Genomic DNA, 18,726 nt, shown 5'->3' with positions numbered 1-18,726 from the left:
CGGATAGCGGCGTTACCGCCTTATCCGGCCTACAAAAACGACAGGTCAACGTCTCAGGCTAACGCTTTGGTTACCTTCTCGTACAGATCGCCGGAAAGATTCTCCAGCCCTTTCAATTGTTCCAGCGCGGCACGCATTTTTTGCTGACGCTTCGCATCGTAACGTTTCAGACGGATCAAAGGTTCGATCAGACGTGACGCCACCTGCGGGTTACGGCTGTTAAGCTCGGTCAACATCTCAACCAGGAACTGATATCCGCTGCCATCTTCCGCATGGAACGCCGCCGGGTTACTGCCGGCAAACGCACCAATCAGCGAACGAATACGGTTCGGGTTGCTCAGGCTGAACGAACGATGTTTCAACAGACCACGTACCGTATCCAGCACGTTATCCGCCGGGCTGGTAGCCTGCAGGATAAACCATTTGTCCATCACCAGACCGTCCTGATGCCAATTGTCGTCATACTCCTGCATCAGCGCATCACGGCACGGCAGTTGCGCCGCTACGGCCGCAGACAGCGCCGCCAGCGCATCGGTCATGTTGTTAGCTTCACGATACTGCTTACTTACCAGCGTGTCCGCCAGCGTCGTTTCACCAAAGGCCAGGAAGCGCAGGCAGGCGTTACGCAGCGTACGTTTACCGATGTCCGCATGCTCAACACGATACTCCTCCAGCCGGTTGGCGTTGTAGATCGCCAGGAACTCATCCGCCAGTTCGGTCGCCAGCGTACGCGTTAACGCTTCGCGAACTTCAGCGATCGCCAGCGGATCGATGATATCAAACAGCTCAGCAATTTCGTTTGCCGAAGGTAACGTCAGGATCTCCGCCGCCAGCGCCGGATCGATCTTCTCATCCAGCAGCACCGCGCGGAACGCGTCAGCCACATGGACAGGCAGCGACAGCGGCTGGCCCTGCTGATGGCGGTTTACGTTGAGCTTGATGTAGGTCGCCAGTAGGCTTTGCGCCGCATCCCAGCGGGAGAAGTCATTGCGCGCATGACGCATCAGGAACGTCAGTTGCTGATCGCTCCACTTATACTCCAGTTTCACCGGGGCTGAAAACTCGCACAACAGCGCCGGTACCGGCTGGAAGTAAACGTTATCAAAGACAAACGTCTGCTCCGCCTGGGTGAAATTCAGTACCGAATTCACCGGGTGACCGCCTTTCTGCAGCGGGATCACTTTACCTTCGTTGTCATACAGTTCGATGGCAAACGGAATATGCAGCGGCAGTTTTTCCGCCTGATCCGGTGTTGGCGGCGTGCGCTGGCTGAGAGTCAGCGTGTATTGTTCGGTTTCCGGGTTGTAGTCATCTTTAACGGTGACAATTGGCGTGCCGGACTGGCTGTACCAGCGGCGGAAGTGGGAAAGATCAACGTTGGAGGCATCTTCCATGGCCTGAACGAAGTCATCGCAGGTCGCCGCGCTGCCGTCGTGACGTTCAAAGTACAGTTGCATCCCTTTCTGGAAATTTGCCTCACCCAGCAGGGTGTGGATCATGCGAATCACTTCTGCGCCCTTTTCATACACGGTCAGGGTGTAGAAGTTGTTCATTTCAATGACCATGTCCGGGCGGATCGGATGCGCCATCGGACTGGCATCTTCAGCAAACTGCAGGCCGCGCATGGTGCGCACGTTGCTAATCCGGTTAACGGCACGGGAACCGAGATCCGAACTGAACTCCTGATCGCGGAAAACGGTCAAGCCCTCTTTCAGGCTCAACTGGAACCAGTCGCGGCAGGTAACGCGGTTACCGGTCCAGTTGTGGAAATATTCATGGCCGATCACGCGCTCAATATCGAGATAGTCTTTGTCGGTGGCGGTATCGGTACGCGCTAGCACATATTTGGAGTTAAAGATATTAAGCCCTTTATTCTCCATCGCGCCCATATTAAAGAAGTCGACAGCGACGATCATATAGATGTCGAGATCGTACTCCAGGCCGAAGCGCTCTTCGTCCCACTTCATTGAGTTCTGTAACGAGGTCATCGCCCACGGCGCACGGTCGAGATTGCCGCGATCCACGTACAGCTCCAGCGCGACTTCGCGCCCGGAACGGGTCGTAAAGGTGTCGCGCAGCACGTCGAAATCACCGGCAACCAGCGCAAACAGATAGCACGGCTTCGGGAACGGATCCTGCCACTGAACCCAGTGACGACCGTTTTCCAGTTCCCCCTCGCCGGTGCGGTTACCGTTGGAGAGCAGGAACGGATATTGACTCTTATCGGCTATAATTTTGGTGGTAAAACGCGCCAGCACGTCAGGGCGGTCGAGATACCATGTAATATGGCGGAAGCCTTCCGCTTCGCACTGAGTGCAGAGTGCATCGCCCGATTGATACAGGCCTTCCAGCGCGGTATTCCGGGCCGGGCTGATTTCATTCACAATACGCAGCGTAAAACGCTCGGGCAGATTGCTGATCACCAGCGCACCCGCTTCTTCTTTATAAGCGGTCCACGGTTCATCGTTGACGTGGAGAGAGACCAGCGTCAGATCTTCTCCATCCAGTTTCAGCGGGGCATCCGATGCGCCATGACGAACAGCCTGGCTCACTGCCGTGACCACGGTTTTTTCAGCATCCAGGTCAAAGGTCAAGTCAATATCAGTAATCTGGTAATCCGGCGCACGGTAGTCGTGGCGGTATTTGGCTTGTGGCTGTTGTGTCATAAAAAAACCTTTAGCATCTTTTGAAGAGTCTCGACTCCAGTCTATTCCTGTTGCGGAAATCGCGCTACGCAGAATGTTTATCTTTTCAGGCACAAACACTCTTTTCGCTACATTTTTATAACACGAGGCACGAAATGCACTCGACCCTAACGTCAGCTTATGGTGTGATCAGGGTTCAATAAATCGCTAAACAAGGTATACTCCAGCGGTTTTCTTAGTTGTTTATTGTACTAAACGCTCCCGTGAGAGGATGCTACTGCGCACCTATGACACAATTCGCTTCTCCTGTTCTGCACTCGTTGCTGGATACAGATGCTTATAAGTTGCATATGCAGCAAGCCGTATTTCACCACTACTATGATGTGCAAGTAGCGGCTGAATTTCGTTGCCGAGGCGACGACCTGCTGGGTATTTATGCCGACACCATTCGCGAGCAGGTTAATGCTATGCAGCATCTGCGCCTGCAGGATGAAGAGTACCAGTGGCTCTCCGGCCTGCCCTTCTTCAAAGCGGATTACCTCAACTGGCTGCGCGATTTTCGCTATAACCCGCAACAGGTATCCATCAGCAACGACAACGGGAAGCTGAATATCCGCTTAACTGGCCCATGGCGTGAAGTCATCATGTGGGAAGTCCCACTGCTGGCGGTGATCAGTGAGCTGGTCCATCGGTATCGCTCACCAGAAGTGGGTGTCGCGCAGGCCCTCGATACGCTGGAGACGAAACTAGTCGATTTCTCTGCTTTAACGTCAAGTCTCGATATGTCCCGCTTCCACCTGATGGATTTCGGCACTCGTCGCCGTTTTTCCCGTGAAGTGCAACAGGCTATCGTTAAGCGTTTACAGCAGGAGTCGTGGTTTGTTGGCACCAGTAACTACGATCTGGCGCGTCGTTTGTCGCTAACCCCGATGGGCACACAGGCGCACGAGTGGTTCCAGGCGCATCAACAGATAAGCCCTGAACTGGCAACCAGTCAACGCGCCGCTCTCGCCGCATGGCTGAATGAATATCCGGATCAGCTAGGTATTGCGCTGACCGACTGCATCACAATGGATGCGTTCTTACGCGATTTTGGCAGCGAATTTGCCACCCGTTACCAGGGACTGCGCCATGACTCTGGCGATCCGGTTGAATGGGGTGAAAAAGCTATCGCTCACTATGAAAAGTTAGGTATCGACCCGCACAGCAAAACGCTGGTCTTTTCCGACAATCTGGATCTGAATAAAGCCGTCGATCTTTACCGGCATTTTTCATCCCGCGTGCAGTTGAGTTTTGGTATTGGCACGCGTCTGACGTGCGATATTCCGCAGGTTAAGCCGCTTAACATCGTGATAAAACTGGTGGAGTGTAACGGTAAACCGGTTGCCAAACTGTCTGATAGTCCGGGCAAAACCATTTGCCACGACAAAGCTTTTGTTCGCGCATTGCGCAAAGCGTTTGATTTACCGCATATCAAAAAAGCCAGTTAATCCTGCCAGGGAGCCGCTTCGGCTCCCTTTTAGCATTTATTTCTGAATTCTTTTCTTTTCCTGTTAATTCTACTTGTCTGATTGCAGATGCCAGGTAACATAGGAAATCCCCATTCCGGGGAACATGTGTTTATATATCGGACTATTAACAGAGAGAATATTATGAGCGTTGTGCCTGTAGCCGACGTACTCCAGGGCCGCGTAGCCGTTGACAGCGAAGTCACCGTGCGCGGATGGGTACGTACCCGCCGAGATTCAAAAGCTGGCATCTCCTTCCTCGCCGTTTATGACGGTTCCTGCTTTGATCCTGTACAGGCCGTCATTAATAATTCTCTGCCCAATTACAATGAAGAAGTGCTGCGTCTGACCACCGGCTGCTCCGTTATCGTCACCGGCAAGGTTGTGGCCTCTCCGGGACAAGGACAGAGTTTTGAGATCCAGGCCTCTGAGGTTGAAGTTAGCGGTTGGGTTGAAGATCCAGACACCTACCCGATGGCGGCGAAACGTCACAGCATCGAGTACCTGCGTGAAGTTGCGCACCTGCGTCCGCGTACCAACATGATTGGTGCCGTTGCACGTGTTCGCCACACGCTGGCCCAGGCGCTGCACCGTTTCTTTGATGAGCAGGGCTTCTTCTGGGTTTCCACTCCGCTGATCACCGCATCCGATACCGAAGGTGCTGGTGAGATGTTCCGCGTGTCGACGCTGGATCTGGAAAACCTGCCGCGTGACGATCAGGGCAAAGTGGATTTCGACAAAGACTTCTTTGGTAAAGAGTCCTTCCTGACCGTATCCGGCCAGTTGAACGGTGAAACTTACGCCTGTGCGCTGTCGAAAATCTATACCTTCGGCCCGACTTTCCGTGCGGAAAATTCCAACACCAGCCGTCACCTGGCGGAGTTCTGGATGCTGGAGCCGGAAGTGGCGTTTGCCAACCTGAGCGATATCGCCGGCCTGGCGGAAGGCATGCTGAAATATGCCTTCAAAGCCGTACTGACCGAGCGTGCTGACGACATGAAGTTCTTTGCCGAGCGCGTAGATAAAGAGGCGATTAGCCGTCTGGAACGTTTTATTGAAGCGGATTTCGCCCAGGTAGATTACACCGATGCAATCGTTATTCTGGAAGAGTGCATTAAGAAAGGCAGAAAGTTTGAGAACCCGGTTTACTGGGGTGTCGATCTCTCCTCCGAGCACGAACGTTATCTGGCAGAAGAACACTTTAAGGCACCAGTGGTAGTGAAAAACTATCCGAAAGATATTAAAGCGTTCTATATGCGCCTGAACGAAGATGGAAAAACCGTTGCCGCGATGGACGTTCTGGCGCCGGGTATCGGTGAAATCATCGGTGGTTCTCAGCGTGAAGAGCGTCTGGATGTGCTGGATGCGCGCATGCTGGAAATGGGTCTCAATAAAGAAGATTACTGGTGGTATCGCGATCTGCGCCGCTACGGTACCGTGCCGCACTCCGGCTTCGGTCTCGGCTTTGAGCGCCTGATCGCCTACGTCACCGGCGTACAGAACGTTCGTGACGTGATTGCCTTCCCGCGCACACCGCGTAATGCGACGTTCTAAGATCGTTCACAAAAAGGCCAGCGTTGCTGGCCTTTTTTATTGCCTGAAATGTCAGTTTTTGTGAGTAATAAGTAAGCAATTCTAAGATCAACCCCGAAATCCTCCACTCCTGTTACTGGGTATTACGTTGTAATATTTCTGCACAAAAAATAAACCGTAGTTTTCTTGCGGATTAGTATTTACTCACCCATTAGCACATTTTTTAAACAATCCAACAGCATTCCAGACGTCCAGATAATGCCATAAGCAAAACTGGAAATGTCTATTTTCTGTACGTCGTTTTTCTTTTATTCAAATTAAAGATAAGAAAATCATATAAATAGATATAAGTGGTGTGTTCTGGCGCTGAAATCGTTTCGAAATTTGATATCGTTCACAAAGTTCCAAAAATGAAATAATTAGTTACACATTTTTTCTTTCTGAAACTAATTCTTTATCTTTGTAGCACTTTCACGGTAGCGAAACGTTAGTTTGAATGGAAAGATGCCTGTCAGACACATAAAGACACCAAACTCTCATCAATAGTTCCGTAAATTTTTATTGACGTAATTTATTGACGGCAGTGGCAGGTGTCATAAAAAAACCATGAGGGTAATAAATAATGATGAAGCGCAATATTCTGGCAGTGGTTATCCCTGCCCTGCTGGTAGCCGGTGCAGCTAACGCTGCAGAAATCTACAACAAAGACGGCAACAAACTGGACCTGTACGGTAAAGCGGTAGGTCTGCACTATTTTTCTGATAACAAAGGCAACGACGGCGACCAGACTTATGCTCGTCTTGGTTTCAAAGGGGAAACTCAGATCAATGACCAACTGACCGGTTACGGCCAGTGGGAATATAACTTCGCCGGTAACAACTCTGAAGGCGGTTCTGACGCACAGAACAACAACAAAACCCGTCTGGCGTTCGCCGGTCTGAAATTCGGCGACGCGGGCTCCTTCGACTATGGTCGTAACTACGGTATCGTTTACGATGCACTGGGTTACACCGATATGCTGCCAGAATTCGGCGGTGATACTGCATACAGCGATAACTTCTTCGTTGGCCGTGTTGGTGGTGTAGCAACTTACCGTAACGCTAACTTCTTCGGTCTGGTTGATGGCCTGAACTTCGGTGTTCAGTACCTGGGCAAAAACGAGCGCGCAAGCAGCTACGAAGTTGACGCTACCGATCCGACCAGCACCAACTTCAGCGATGTTCGTCGTTCTAATGGTGACGGCGTTGGCGGCTCCATCAGCTATGAGTTCGAAGGCTTCGCTGTTGTAGGTGCTTACGGTGCAGCTGACCGTACTAATGCACAGCAAGATCCGGCACTGCGTGGCAGTGGCGAAAAAGCTGAGCAGTGGGCGACCGGTCTGAAATATGACGCGAACAACATCTACCTGGCGACCAACTACGGTGAAACCCGTAACGCTACTCCGATCAGCGGTGGTTTCGCCAACAAAACTCAGGACTTCTTCGTGGTCGCTCAGTACCAGTTCGATTTCGGCCTGCGTCCGTCCATCTCCTACAACAAATCTAAAGCGAAAGACGTAGAAGGTGTCGGTAGCGAAGATCTGGTGAACTACATTGAAGTGGGTGCCACCTACTACTTCAACAAAAACATGTCCACCTATGTTGACTACCAGATCAACCAGATTGATTCTGACAACAAACTGGGCGTGAACTCTGACGACACCGTTGCTCTGGGTATCGTATACCAGTTCTAATAGCAGACCCCTTTGCTAAATGCCTAAAAAACAGGACTTCGGTCCTGTTTTTTTATGCCTGTCAGCAAAATCTTGCGACTTCAAAAAACCTTCAGGCTTTTCATCACTAACGGTTGGCATTTTGTAAATCTACCGTTAACCTGATAACGGATTTCCCTTCTGTAACCACAATGGAACCTCGTCATGTTTGAGAACATTACTGCCGCCCCTGCCGACCCCATTCTGGGTCTTGCCGATCTGTTTCGTGCTGATGACCGTCCTTCGAAAATTAACCTTGGGATCGGTGTCTATAAAGATGAAACTGGCAAAACGCCAGTGCTGACCAGCGTTAAAAAAGCCGAGCAATACTTACTCGAAAATGAAACAACAAAAAACTACCTCGGCATTGACGGTATTCCGGAATTTGGCCGTTGCACGCAGGAGCTGCTGTTCGGCAAAGGTAGTCATCTTATCAATGACAAACGCGCACGCACGGCGCAAACGCCGGGCGGCACCGGCGCGCTACGCGTTGCTGCCGACTTCCTGGCAAAAAATACGGCAGTAAAACGCGTCTGGGTGAGCAACCCAAGCTGGCCGAACCATAAGAGCGTGTTTAACTCCGCCGGGCTGGAAGTACGCGAGTACGCTTATTACGACGCAGAAAACCATTCACTCGACTTCGATGCGCTGCTAAACAGCCTGAGCGAAGCACAGGCGGGCGATGTGGTGCTATTCCACGGTTGCTGCCATAACCCAACCGGTATCGATCCTACGCTTGAGCAGTGGCAAACCCTGGCACAGCTTTCCGTCGAGAAAGGCTGGTTGCCGCTGTTTGACTTCGCGTATCAGGGCTTCGCCCGTGGTCTGGAAGAAGATGCGGAAGGACTGCGCGCGTTCTCCGCGCTGCACAAAGAGCTGATTGTCGCGAGCTCCTACTCCAAGAACTTTGGCCTGTACAACGAACGTGTGGGTGCCTGTACGTTGGTTGCGGCAGATGCGGAAACCGTTGACCGCGCCTTCAGCCAGATGAAATCCGCCATTCGTGCGAACTACTCTAACCCGCCAGCCCACGGCGCATCAGTGGTTGCCACAATTCTCAGCAACGATGCGCTGCGCGCAATCTGGGAACAGGAACTGACCGACATGCGCCAGCGCATTCAGCGTATGCGTCTGCTGTTTGTGAACACCCTGCAAGAGAAAGGGGCTGAACGCGATTTCAGCTTCATCATCAAACAAAACGGCATGTTCTCATTCAGCGGCCTGACCAAAGAGCAGGTTCTGCGTCTGCGTGAAGAGTTTGGCGTTTATGCGGTGGCTTCTGGTCGCGTCAACGTTGCCGGAATGACGCCGGATAACATGGCGCCGCTGTGCGAAGCCATTGTTGCCGTGCTGTAAGACGTGCGATAAAAGCAAAGCCCGCGATAAGCGGGCTTTTTAACGGGAATTACCAGACAGGCATTTCATCCTGCAGGAACGGATTGTGCAACCGTTCATAGCCCAGCGTCGACAGCGGGCCATGACCCGGAATAAACGTCACGTCATCGCCTAACGGCAACAGCTTACGTTTGATCGAGTCAATCAACTGGCTGTGATCGCCGCGCGGGAAATCACTGCGCCCGACTCCACCTTTAAAAATCACGTCGCCTGAGATAAGAAGTTGCGACTGCTCATCAAAGAAAACAACGTGTCCAGGCGTATGGCCCGGGCAATGCAACACCTGTAAAGTCACATTCCCTACGCTGACACGATCTCCTTCGTTAAGCCAACGGTCGGGCGTCAGTGGCTGACATTCGCCGAGGCCAAACATGCGACTCTGTGCAGGCAAACCCTGCAGCCAGAACTCATCTTCTTTTTCCGGACCGATAACCGGTACTCCGTAGTGTTGCGCCAGTTCCGCCGCGGCACCCACATGATCGAGGTGTCCGTGAGTGAGCAGGATCTGCGTCAACGTGATGCCGCTGGCATCCACTTCCTGTTTGATTTTTTCAGCATCGCCGCCGGGATCGACAAGCGCTGCCAGACGCGTTTGCTCACACCAGATCAAAGAACAGTTCTGGGAGAACGCGGTGACCGGAATAATACGATAGTTCATACTGCTCCTGTTTCGTTAATCACCAGTGCCGCGCCGGCCCGGTGTCAATATGCACAAAGTTACTGCGTGGGTAGTATCCTACACCACCTGCGCGCATAGATAACGCGGCTTTGCGAATATTACTTAACGAAATGCCTTCAATATGAAAATCCATGGCCTGGCCTTTGGTGTGATAGCTTTGTTTCGCAACCCCACGGCTGTGCGCACGCAATTCATTGTTGGTATCCAGTGAACGATAACCGGAAATCAGTTGAACGGGCTTACGTGTTCCCAACAGCCCTTGCAGGCGGAAAAGCTGATCGAAGAGTCTGGGATCGATGGACTTCACCTTATTCGCGCGATAGTCACGGAAAAAATGGTTAAGTTTGGCTAATTCATCCTGAATATAAGCTCTGCCATCAAAAAATTCCGCTTTAATTGACTCTCCGGTGTTGAGGTTGCTCAGAGTCAAAATACGCGGACGCGGGGTAGAGAGTGTGGCAAACGCAGGCACAGGCAAGATGGCAGCTCCGAGGGCAGCGCCACCTAACGCCAGCAGTTTGCGGCGATTAGCGTCAAATTTGTCCATGGTTTAAGGTCTACAGGTCAATGTTATCGTCTATATGCTTTAGCGCACGATAGGCACCTTAACTGGCATCAAAGCCGCCGTCAAGTTGGCCCAACCCCAGCAATGACGGGGCTTCTGGGCCGATGCCCCTGTCACTGCCAATTATTACGACAACAGATTAACCAGAACTTCTTCATTTACCTGATTAATTGTTCTGCTTTTGCCACAATTTGTGCGCTGGATCGCGCTGTCAGATCATAATTGTAAATATCTGTACGATACTGGGTACGCCCGTCCGCGCCAACAAACGCCGTCAGGTAATACAGATTGACCGGGATAGTCTGACGAATATTGACGTAGCGCGTGTCGCCCTGCTTCAGCGCATCGGAAATTCGCGTATCGTTCCAGCCCGCATCCTGTAACAGCATGTTTGCCAGTTCAGAAGCCTTGTTCACACGCACGCAACCGGAACTAAGCGCCCGGGAATCCTTCTGGAACAAATTATGGTTAGGCGTGTCGTGCAGATAAATTGCATCGGAACTTGGCATATTGAACTTGTAGCGGCCCAACGAGTTACGCGCTCCCGGCGCCTGCTGGAAACGGAACGGTAAATTTGACGGCGTGATGGTTGACCAGTCAACCTGCCACGGATCAATCGCTTCTCTGCTGTTCCAGCCCCGCATCACGGTATAGCCGTGACGTTCAAGGTAGCCAGGATCGTTCCACAGCTTGGGCAGAATATCCTTACGCGCCAGCGTCGGCGGGACGTTCCATGGCGGATTGACCACCACGTTATTCAGCGCGCTGCTCATCATCGGCGTTTTACGATCGGGACGACCGACAATCACCCTGGACGCCAGCACCTGATTACCATTCTGATAATAAACCAGCGAATACGCCGGAATATTCACCATAATACCCGTCGACAGTTCAGATGGAAGCAAACGCAGACGCTGGATATTGAGCGCCAGTACCCCTGCACGCTGCGCGGGGGTCACGTTCAGCCAGTCGCGGGTAGCCGGGCCAATAGCGCCATCTGCGCCCAACCCTTGCCACGTCTGGAAGCGTTTTACCGCTTCAACCAGCTCTTTATCATACGCAGCACGGACAGCCGGTGCTGGCTTACTGCGCGGCGCAGTCTGTTTTGCCGTGTCAGCGCTCGGGGTTTCAACGGCAACGGCTGACGGGCTGACCACCGCTTCTGACGGGGTCTCATCTCCCGGCAGCGCAATTTTCGGTCCGCCTTCCAGCATCCCGGTACGTTGCAGTATTTCCCGCAGCGCAGGCACGTCGTTGCTCCACTGACCCGGTCGTAGCGTTGCTTTGCCGGTCAGCTGCGGCCATGGACGTGAATCGCCCACCAGCGCTAATAGCGACGCGTGCATTGACGCATACTGCGGGTGCTGAGGTGCCAGCCCGGCAATAAACGTCGGAAGTTGTCCATTATCCAGCGCAACCTGCCACTGATTGATGACCGACAGCGGTGGCGTCGCCAGTGCATACGGTTTACTGCTGTACAGCCAGCGGTTGCCTTTGACCGGAATATTGGCGATCAGATGGAGATACCCCATCATCGCATCAGACAACACCAGATCGCGCGCGATGCCGTTAACGGCAGGATCGGTCAGTAACGCCACCCAGGTGGTGAACTGAGGCTGGAAGCCCGCAATGGCAACCTCTGCCAGCTGTTGCTGGAACGCTTTGACGGCTTCGCGATTTTCCCACATGGGTTTCATATCGCGCGCCGCATAAAGCAGTTCAAGTTGATTCATATAGACAGGCGTATAGCCTGAAGGAAGTTGCGACTGAAGCTCAGCTCGCGCCTTTTCCGCCGCCCCCTCAGGGAGTGGCTGCAGACCCGCCATCACCGCCGTTGCGCCAGATTGCGCCTGCGGCTGCGCGAGACTCTGTTCACTGACAACGACAGGGCTGTCGCCAGGTATCACTTCAGGCTCATCAGCCTGAACACTGGACAGTGGAGCGAATACTACGGCCAGGCATAAACTTATTGCCGAGAACCGACGACCACCAATTTTATTAAGCAACATCCCTTGCCCTCTGGTTACATTACGACATGCTCACATCTACCGGAGCTTTCCTACATTATAGAAAGGCTGATATGCGATTGCCTAACCTAATGTAAAGAAGTTTAAAGAAAATGCACCTGAAATCCATAGTTTAAGAAATGAAAAAGACGGCTTTTCAGCCGTCTTTAAGGTTTTAGCTGGCCTCTGACGGGGCATCAGCCTCGCCGGGGAGAGGATCCGGTAACTGCGGCGCAAATCCTCGCAGCCCGACCACATGAACGTGTTCCGTATTCTGGAAGACTTTACGCACCAGCTTATAGGTGGTGCCCTTCTCCGGACTGATGTTTTCCGGCGCCGCGATGATGAGCTGCATCTGCAGACGCTCACACAGCTCAAACAACGTCGCGATGGAGCGCGCATCCAGACGGGCGGCTTCATCGAGGAACAGCAGACGGCACGGGGAGATATCTTTCCCGCGCAGACGGCGCGCTTCATCTTCCCAGCTTTGAACCACCATCACCAGGATCGACATCCCGGTCCCGATCGCTTCACCGGTCGATAGCGCACCGGACTCTGCACGCAGCCAGCCGTCAGAACCACGGTTAACTTCCACTTCCATTTCGAGATAGTTACGGTAATCCAGTAACTCCTCGCCAATGGTTTGCGGCGTACGCTGTCCCATGTCGATTTGCGGGTTCAGGCGTTGATAAAGTTTCGCCAGCGCTTCTGAGAAGGTCAGGCGGTTGCTGTTGAACAGATCCTGATGCTGCTCATGCTGTTCAGACAGCACTTCCAGCAGCGTGGCATGGGTTTCACGCACATTCACGTTCAGACGCACGCTGTGAACCTGACCGAACGACACGCTCTGCAACCCCTGGTTGAGCTGACGAATACGGTTCTGCTCGCGCTGGATGGTCTTGCGAATAATGTTCGCCACGCTACGTGAGCTGATCGCCAGTTTCTGTTCACGGGAGGTCAGTTCTTCGGTCAGGCGGCCCAGCTCGATTTCCATCTGTTCGATGGCTTCCACTGGATCGTCGGTACGAATGATATCCTGACGGATACGCTCGCGCAGATGCTGATACACTGCGACAAAGAACTGGATCTTACGTTCCGGACGTTTCGGATCTTCCGACAGACGCAGGACATCACGCAGATGTTCGTTATCAGCGACCGCCAGACGCAGCGCACCCAGCGCCTTATCCGACATGGAGCGCAGATCATCACCGGAAAGATAGGCCAGCTCGCGACGATGCAAACGACGCTCGACGCCGCTGTCTTTCACCAGTCGCATCACGGCGCACCAGCCTGCTTTCGCGGTTACCACCTGCTCACGCATTTCGTGGTAATCGCGTTCCAGTTTGCGCAGTTTGCGGGTCAGGTTATCCATCTCCGCTTCACAGAAGGTAAGCGCTTTTTCGAGCTGGTTACGCCGCGCACGGTTGTTGCTGAGCTGCGAATGCAGTTCATCGCGACGAATGCGCGCACGCTCTTCCGCTCCGCTGTCGGCACGCACGCCAATATCCTGCAATTCACGCTGCAAATCGTTAAGCAGCTCTTTCTTGGTATCGTAAGAGCTTTTCAGCGAAGCCAGAACCTGATTGTACTGACTCAGTTGCGCCGCATGACCACGCAGGGCTTCACGGGCGCGGGTACGTTCAGCTTCCGCATGTTCCAGGCGCTCACGCAGTTTTTCGTTCAGATCGCTGTTGCCGCTGAGCATTTCCGCTGAGTCGGAATAACCGAAGTGCGCACGACGCTGGACCACTTCGGTCAGCGCAAACGCCTGCTGACGCGCATCGCGCTGCGTCTGCTGGGAGTACGCGTAATCTTCTTTCAGTTGTTCAAACTGTTCCGGGTCGCTCTGCAACACCGACACAATCGGTTCCAGTTTCGCCAGTTGGTTGCCGTGCTGCTGTACAAAGCGCGCGGCTTCTTGCGCTTCATCCAGACGCTCGCGGATCTCTTCGACGCGATCCGCCAGACTGTCGTCAGCCAGCAAATTCAGACGCGGCAGCAGGCGGTTAAGCGCGGCAACGCCCTCTTTCGCCTGTTCGTACTGCAGACGCTGCTGCTGGTTGTCGTTTTCGTGGGCGGTCAACGCACGTTCCAGCTCAACGCGACGGCTGTTGAGCTGGCGAATTTCGGCTTCCGGATCGGATTCAAAAGCCACCGAAAGATGGCTGCCAATGAAGCGGCTGAACGCCTGATGCAGACGCTGCGTTTTCTGAACGTCAAAAGAGAGCGTGGCAAAACGCTCGGATAATCCTTCACGCTCGGCATGCAGCGTTTCGATACGGTTTTCTCGCGCCGCACGGCCAAACAGCGGTACGGACGGGAAGCGCGAGTAGCGCCACTGGCGATCGGCAATCTTCACCACCACCGCTTTTTCCAGTTCGTCGACGCTGAAGACGCTGTCATCAAATGACTGCGGATCCCCTTCGATCAGATACAAATCTTCCGGGCAATCCGTCAACCCTTCCAGTTGTTCAGCGATCAGCGACAGATCCGGCACCACGATGGCGTGACGCGACGGACCATACAACGCGGAGAAGTACGGCGCATCTTCAAGACTGACGTCGTCATAGATTTCTGACAGCAGCACGCCGCCAAAGCGTTCAGCCAGCGCGTTCAGACGCTGATCTTCCGAGCCACCAGGCTGGCTTAAGCGTTCGATCTCTTCATCGACGGCATTCTTGCGCGCGCCGACTTCGTCGCGTTCCACAATCGCTTCACGCTCTCGCTCGAGCAATTGCTGCAGATATTCGGTCACTTCCTGGCTGGACGTAAACTCTTCACCGCACTGTTCACTCAACTGACTCAGGCTGTTTTGCGCCGCCAGCCAGACGGGAGCACGCTGCATGAGATGCTGAATGCGCGACTGTAGCTGTTCCTGCTCCTGACGCAGCGCCATACGCTGTTCATGCGCGCTGGAAACGTTGTCAGACAGCGAGGCGATACGCGCTTCCAGCTCCTGATGCAGGGCTTCCAGTTCGTCAATGTCGAAATTTTTCCCCTGACGTTTGCAGAATTCCGCCAACAGACGTTCGGCTTCCTGCTGCTCGCGCAGACGCTGTTCCAGTTCGCTCAGTCGCATACGCAGCGACTGCGCCTGTTCCGCCAGGTGACGCTGGTCAACGCCTTCGCGCAGCAGTTCGCGCGCCACGTCCCAGGCTTCATTACGCGCCAGCGGGCCATTGATCGCCACCACCAACTGATACGCCTGCTCGAACTGACTGTGCGCGGTTTGCGCCACGCTCATTTTCTGCTCCAGCGAGAGCATTTTTTCGGTGGCTTCCTGCTCTTTCGCCTGGAAGGTTTCCAGCCACTCGGCGGCGCTATCGGCCGTCAGATCCGGCAGATGGCACACCGCTCTGGCGCGTTCCAGCGCCGAGATCGCCTGGTTGTACTGGATGGCGCGGGTCTGTTGAACGTCCAGCGCCTGCTGGTAGTCCGCCAGTTGGCTTTTCAGCTCATCCACTTCCAGCTCGGCAGCTTCGGCGCGCGCTTCGTTCTCTTCCTGACGATCGGCGGCTTCTGCGACCACTTCATTTTGTTCTTCGAGACGGATCTGCAACTCGTCGAGATCCGCTTCATAACGTTCAATTTTTTCCTGCTGGCGTAGCGCGGTTTGCACCAGGTTCAGGTGATCGCTTGCCGCCTGATAATCGGCTTCGAGATCGCCTTCCGCACCGTTGTGCTCGCCCAACTCACGCGCCATGTCGACGTGTTTATACTGCTCGGCCGCCAGTTGTTTGCGCGACGTGTACAATTCGCGACGGAATTCCAGCGCTTTATCGAGGTGGATCCGGCGCTCATTGGCGTGACGCATATAGTCCGCCGCCACATAGTTGGTGGCTTCGCTAATCAGGTGTTTAAACAGATCGCGATCGGACTGGGTAACGCGAATGGCTTCCAGCGTCAGGCGGTTTTCCCGCAGCGCAGCTTCCATATCCTGGAACGCCTTACGCACCCCGCTGTTTTCCGGCAACAGGTAGTCGCGCAGAGACCGGGTGATCGCGCTGGAAATCCCACCGTACAGCGAGGCTTCAATCAGGCGATAGAATTTACTACGGTCAGACGCAGAGCGCAGACGACGGGCGATGAGGCCCAGATCAAACATCAGCGAATGGTAATCGGTGATCGAGTTGAACTGCTTAAACTGCACGCCTTCCATCGCGTCGAGCTTTTCTTTCAGCTCCGTTAACGGCAGGACGCGCGCCTGACGTTCGTTCAGCGTCTCCGTCACCAGTTGCGTAGGCTGCACAGACATCGGCAGTCCCTGAATGGCAAACGGTTTGATATCGACTTTACGGTCGCGTCCGGCAACCTGCTGCAAGCGCACACCCACCACCACGCGCTGATGGCGCGAGTTGATCGTATCGAGCATCGAATAACAGACACCCGCTTTCAGCTTACCGTGCAGACCTTTGTCGCGTGAGCCGCTGGTCGCGCCTGCTTCCGTGGTGTTACGGAAGTGCAACAGGGTTAAATCCGGGATTAGCGCCGTGACGAACGCCGCCATGGTAGTGGATTTCCCCGCGCCATTCCCCCCGGAAAGCGTGGTAACCAGTTCATCCAGGTCAAAGGTACGGGCAAAGAAACCGTTCCAGTTAATCAGCGTTAGTGAGCGAAATTTACCGCGTTCAATCATTATTCTTCTTCTCCACTGTCCGGCTGATTCTCTTCGGTCTCATCATTGAGCTGCAGGTGGTTTTCGACCGGCATCGCTTCGCCATCGCGGATCAGGCGACGCTGCGCTTCGCGCGGGTCGTCACCCGTTCGTACATCCGCGCCAAAGCGGAACACCGATTCCGTAATGCGGAATTTGCTGCTGTCGTGCCCCATAAACCACACCATGCCTAAACGGCGAAGACGGTTTAAAGACGAGCGCATTTTTTCCTGTAACTTCTGGCGGTCGACGTCGGAGCCGGTTGAGCGGTTATTCACCAGCTTCAACAGTTTGGCTTCGTCAGCCAGCGTCAGCAGCTCGTCGTACAACTCCTGCTGAGTGAAAATCCCCTCGTTCGCCAGCCGCTCCGGACTGAGGTAGAGGTAGCAGAGAATTTTACCGACCATCATGTCCAGTTCAGACAACACGGAACGCGGGATAATGGTCGTTGAACGCGGACGCAGGTAGAAGAAACCTTCCGGTGCGCGGATCAGCTCCACGTTATAGCGGCTGTAAAACTCTTCCAGATAGTCCTGAAAGTCCATCAAAAAGGCATGATTATCCAGTTCATCCAGACCAATGTGGCGGCCTGAACGTAATGCGCTATCCAGCGCCGGAAATAACGGATTCGCCAGCGCCTGCGCCAGCTTAACCGGCATCACTTGTTCAATATTTGTCAATGACATGCGCCTGTACCTTGGCTCCGTAATCATTAATCGGCTGCCATTTGGCTGGCAGTCCGGTGAAGTCTGCTTGCGCTACGCCAAGACGTACCGCCTGATCGATAACAATGCGCGCGACGTCAAAGTGACGCGCACGCGGGTATTGCGCAAGATACTCGCGCACTACCAGACCGAGATCTAACGGCGTCTCTTTCGATTTATAGATAGCCAGTTGGCCTTCGATAATCGCCGCCAGCTGTTCGCGGATCTCGTTAAACTCTTCGTACTCTAAATCCGGCGGAAGTTCCCCGGTGACCTCTTCATCACGCAGCGCCATCTCTTCGTCACGCATATCCAGCAGACGATCGGCGTTGGCATAGGTCAGCGCCCACGGCTCGTCAAAATAGGTCTGTACCGACTGACGTAAGCGCTGGGCAAAGACGCGGTTTTTATCCATATCGATGGCGGTACGGATAAATTTGTGAACGTGGCGGTCATAGCCAATCCACAGATCGATCGACTGCTGACCCCAGCTGATAATACGATCGAGCTTGCTTTGCAGGTCAAACACCAGGCGATCAACAAAATGCAGATCGTCATGAGCCAGCGTCGCATCCTGGATACGCAGCAAATTGGCCTGCAATTTATCGCCTGCCGCTTCCAGCGTATCCTGCAACTCGCGCAGAGTGCCGGAGGTTTCTGACAGTAGCAGTTCACAGCTCGAAATCGCTGCGCGCCAGTCTTTATTCAGCAGTTGCGCGATATCATCTTTCACCTGCTGCTGCTGTTCATCCATGATGCGCTGAGTCAGATCGATACTGTCGAAAATCTCAGCGACCGAATACTTGAGTGGCGCATAGACGTTGCGATGCCAGTGGAACTCATCGCCGCCCTCATCGGCGGCATCCGCCGCGCGCTTGAGCTCACCCGCCACGATCGACAACTGCATTGACAGACGCAGCGTGGAAAATTCACGTTGGCGAATATAGTAATCGGTAATGCCAATGCCGAGCGGCGTCAAACGATAAATCGCGTTCCCTTCTGTCTGCTCACTGGTAAAGCGGTTCAGCAGACGTTGACGCACCATATCGTTGATCGCATTGTTCGCGCGCACGCCAATGGTTTCGCTGGTTTGCTCAAACGCATCACTTACATGGCGGAACGCATCCACCAGTTCGCCTTCACTCATCTCACCGTCCAGGCGCTCGCCATTCAGCGTGGCCACCGCCAGCAGAAACGAGAGTCGGTCTACCGGCAGCGAGATAGAGAAGTCATTTTTTCTGGCCCAGGCAACCAGTTCGGGGACTGTCTGGGAAAATTCACTCATAG

Annotated in this window: 11 protein-coding genes; 4 read left to right on the top strand and 7 right to left on the bottom strand. The window is 53.8% G+C overall.

All coding sequences use genetic code 11. The annotated features are described in order from the left end of the window. Positions 1–53 precede the first annotated feature (53 nt). The gene (pepN, locus tag HVX64_RS09245) at positions 54–2,666 is read right to left on the bottom strand and encodes an aminopeptidase N (protein ID WP_044256317.1); all 2,613 of its coding nucleotides are present in this window, start codon (positions 2,664–2,666) and stop codon (positions 54–56) included. A 266-nt stretch (positions 2,667–2,932) separates the two neighbouring features. Between pepN and pncB the strand changes: the two genes are divergently transcribed. The 4 genes from pncB (at position 2,933) to aspC (ending at position 8,792) form a co-directional block, all read left to right on the top strand. Further along, positions 2,933–4,135, top strand: coding sequence for a nicotinate phosphoribosyltransferase (pncB, locus tag HVX64_RS09240; RefSeq protein ID WP_043001175.1), 1,203 nt, complete (start codon positions 2,933–2,935; stop codon positions 4,133–4,135). A gap of 162 nt (positions 4,136–4,297) precedes the next feature. Beyond that, the gene (gene asnS / locus HVX64_RS09235; RefSeq protein ID WP_044256319.1) at positions 4,298–5,707 is read left to right on the top strand and encodes an asparagine--tRNA ligase; all 1,410 of its coding nucleotides are present in this window, start codon (positions 4,298–4,300) and stop codon (positions 5,705–5,707) included. A 601-nt stretch (positions 5,708–6,308) separates the two neighbouring features. After that, positions 6,309–7,418 carry a porin OmpF gene (gene ompF / locus HVX64_RS09230; RefSeq protein WP_044256321.1) on the top strand — a complete coding sequence of 370 codons (1,110 nt, stop codon included), beginning with the start codon at positions 6,309–6,311 and terminating at the stop codon, positions 7,416–7,418. A 183-nt stretch (positions 7,419–7,601) separates the two neighbouring features. Then, on the top strand, positions 7,602–8,792 hold the full coding sequence (aspC, locus tag HVX64_RS09225; RefSeq protein WP_181825387.1) for an aspartate transaminase: 1,191 nt from the start codon (positions 7,602–7,604) through the stop codon (positions 8,790–8,792). 49 nt (positions 8,793–8,841) lie between these two features. Here the strand turns inward: aspC and HVX64_RS09220 are convergent, their stop codons facing one another. The 6 genes from HVX64_RS09220 to mukF all read right to left on the bottom strand — a co-directional run bounded on the left by HVX64_RS09220 (position 8,842) and on the right by mukF (position 18,724). Beyond that, the gene (locus HVX64_RS09220) at positions 8,842–9,489 is read right to left on the bottom strand and encodes an MBL fold metallo-hydrolase (protein WP_044256324.1); all 648 of its coding nucleotides are present in this window, start codon (positions 9,487–9,489) and stop codon (positions 8,842–8,844) included. Between the two features lie 19 nt (positions 9,490–9,508). Continuing rightward, the gene (locus tag HVX64_RS09215; RefSeq protein ID WP_043001180.1) at positions 9,509–10,057 is read right to left on the bottom strand and encodes a YcbK family protein; all 549 of its coding nucleotides are present in this window, start codon (positions 10,055–10,057) and stop codon (positions 9,509–9,511) included. A 176-nt stretch (positions 10,058–10,233) separates the two neighbouring features. Next, on the bottom strand, positions 10,234–12,084 hold the full coding sequence (gene ldtD / locus HVX64_RS09210) for a L,D-transpeptidase (protein WP_044256326.1): 1,851 nt from the start codon (positions 12,082–12,084) through the stop codon (positions 10,234–10,236). Between the two features lie 172 nt (positions 12,085–12,256). Then, on the bottom strand, positions 12,257–16,717 hold the full coding sequence (gene mukB, locus HVX64_RS09205) for a chromosome partition protein MukB (RefSeq protein ID WP_044256328.1): 4,461 nt from the start codon (positions 16,715–16,717) through the stop codon (positions 12,257–12,259). Further along, positions 16,717–17,421 (bottom strand): chromosome partition protein MukE, encoded by a 705-nt coding sequence (mukE, locus tag HVX64_RS09200; protein WP_043001183.1) that lies wholly within the window; start codon positions 17,419–17,421, stop codon positions 16,717–16,719. The genes mukB and mukE overlap by 1 nt, the downstream gene beginning before the upstream one ends. Further along, on the bottom strand, positions 17,402–18,724 hold the full coding sequence (gene mukF, locus HVX64_RS09195) for a chromosome partition protein MukF (RefSeq protein WP_043001184.1): 1,323 nt from the start codon (positions 18,722–18,724) through the stop codon (positions 17,402–17,404). Before mukF ends, mukE begins: the two co-directional genes overlap by 20 nt. Positions 18,725–18,726 lie beyond the last annotated feature (2 nt).

The organism is Citrobacter sp. RHB20-C16, assembly GCF_013890155.1.
Lineage (GTDB): Bacteria > Pseudomonadota > Gammaproteobacteria > Enterobacterales > Enterobacteriaceae > Citrobacter_A > Citrobacter_A amalonaticus.
The sequence above is the reverse complement of the archived record's forward strand: the minus strand, read 5'-3'. Positions and strand labels throughout refer to the sequence as shown.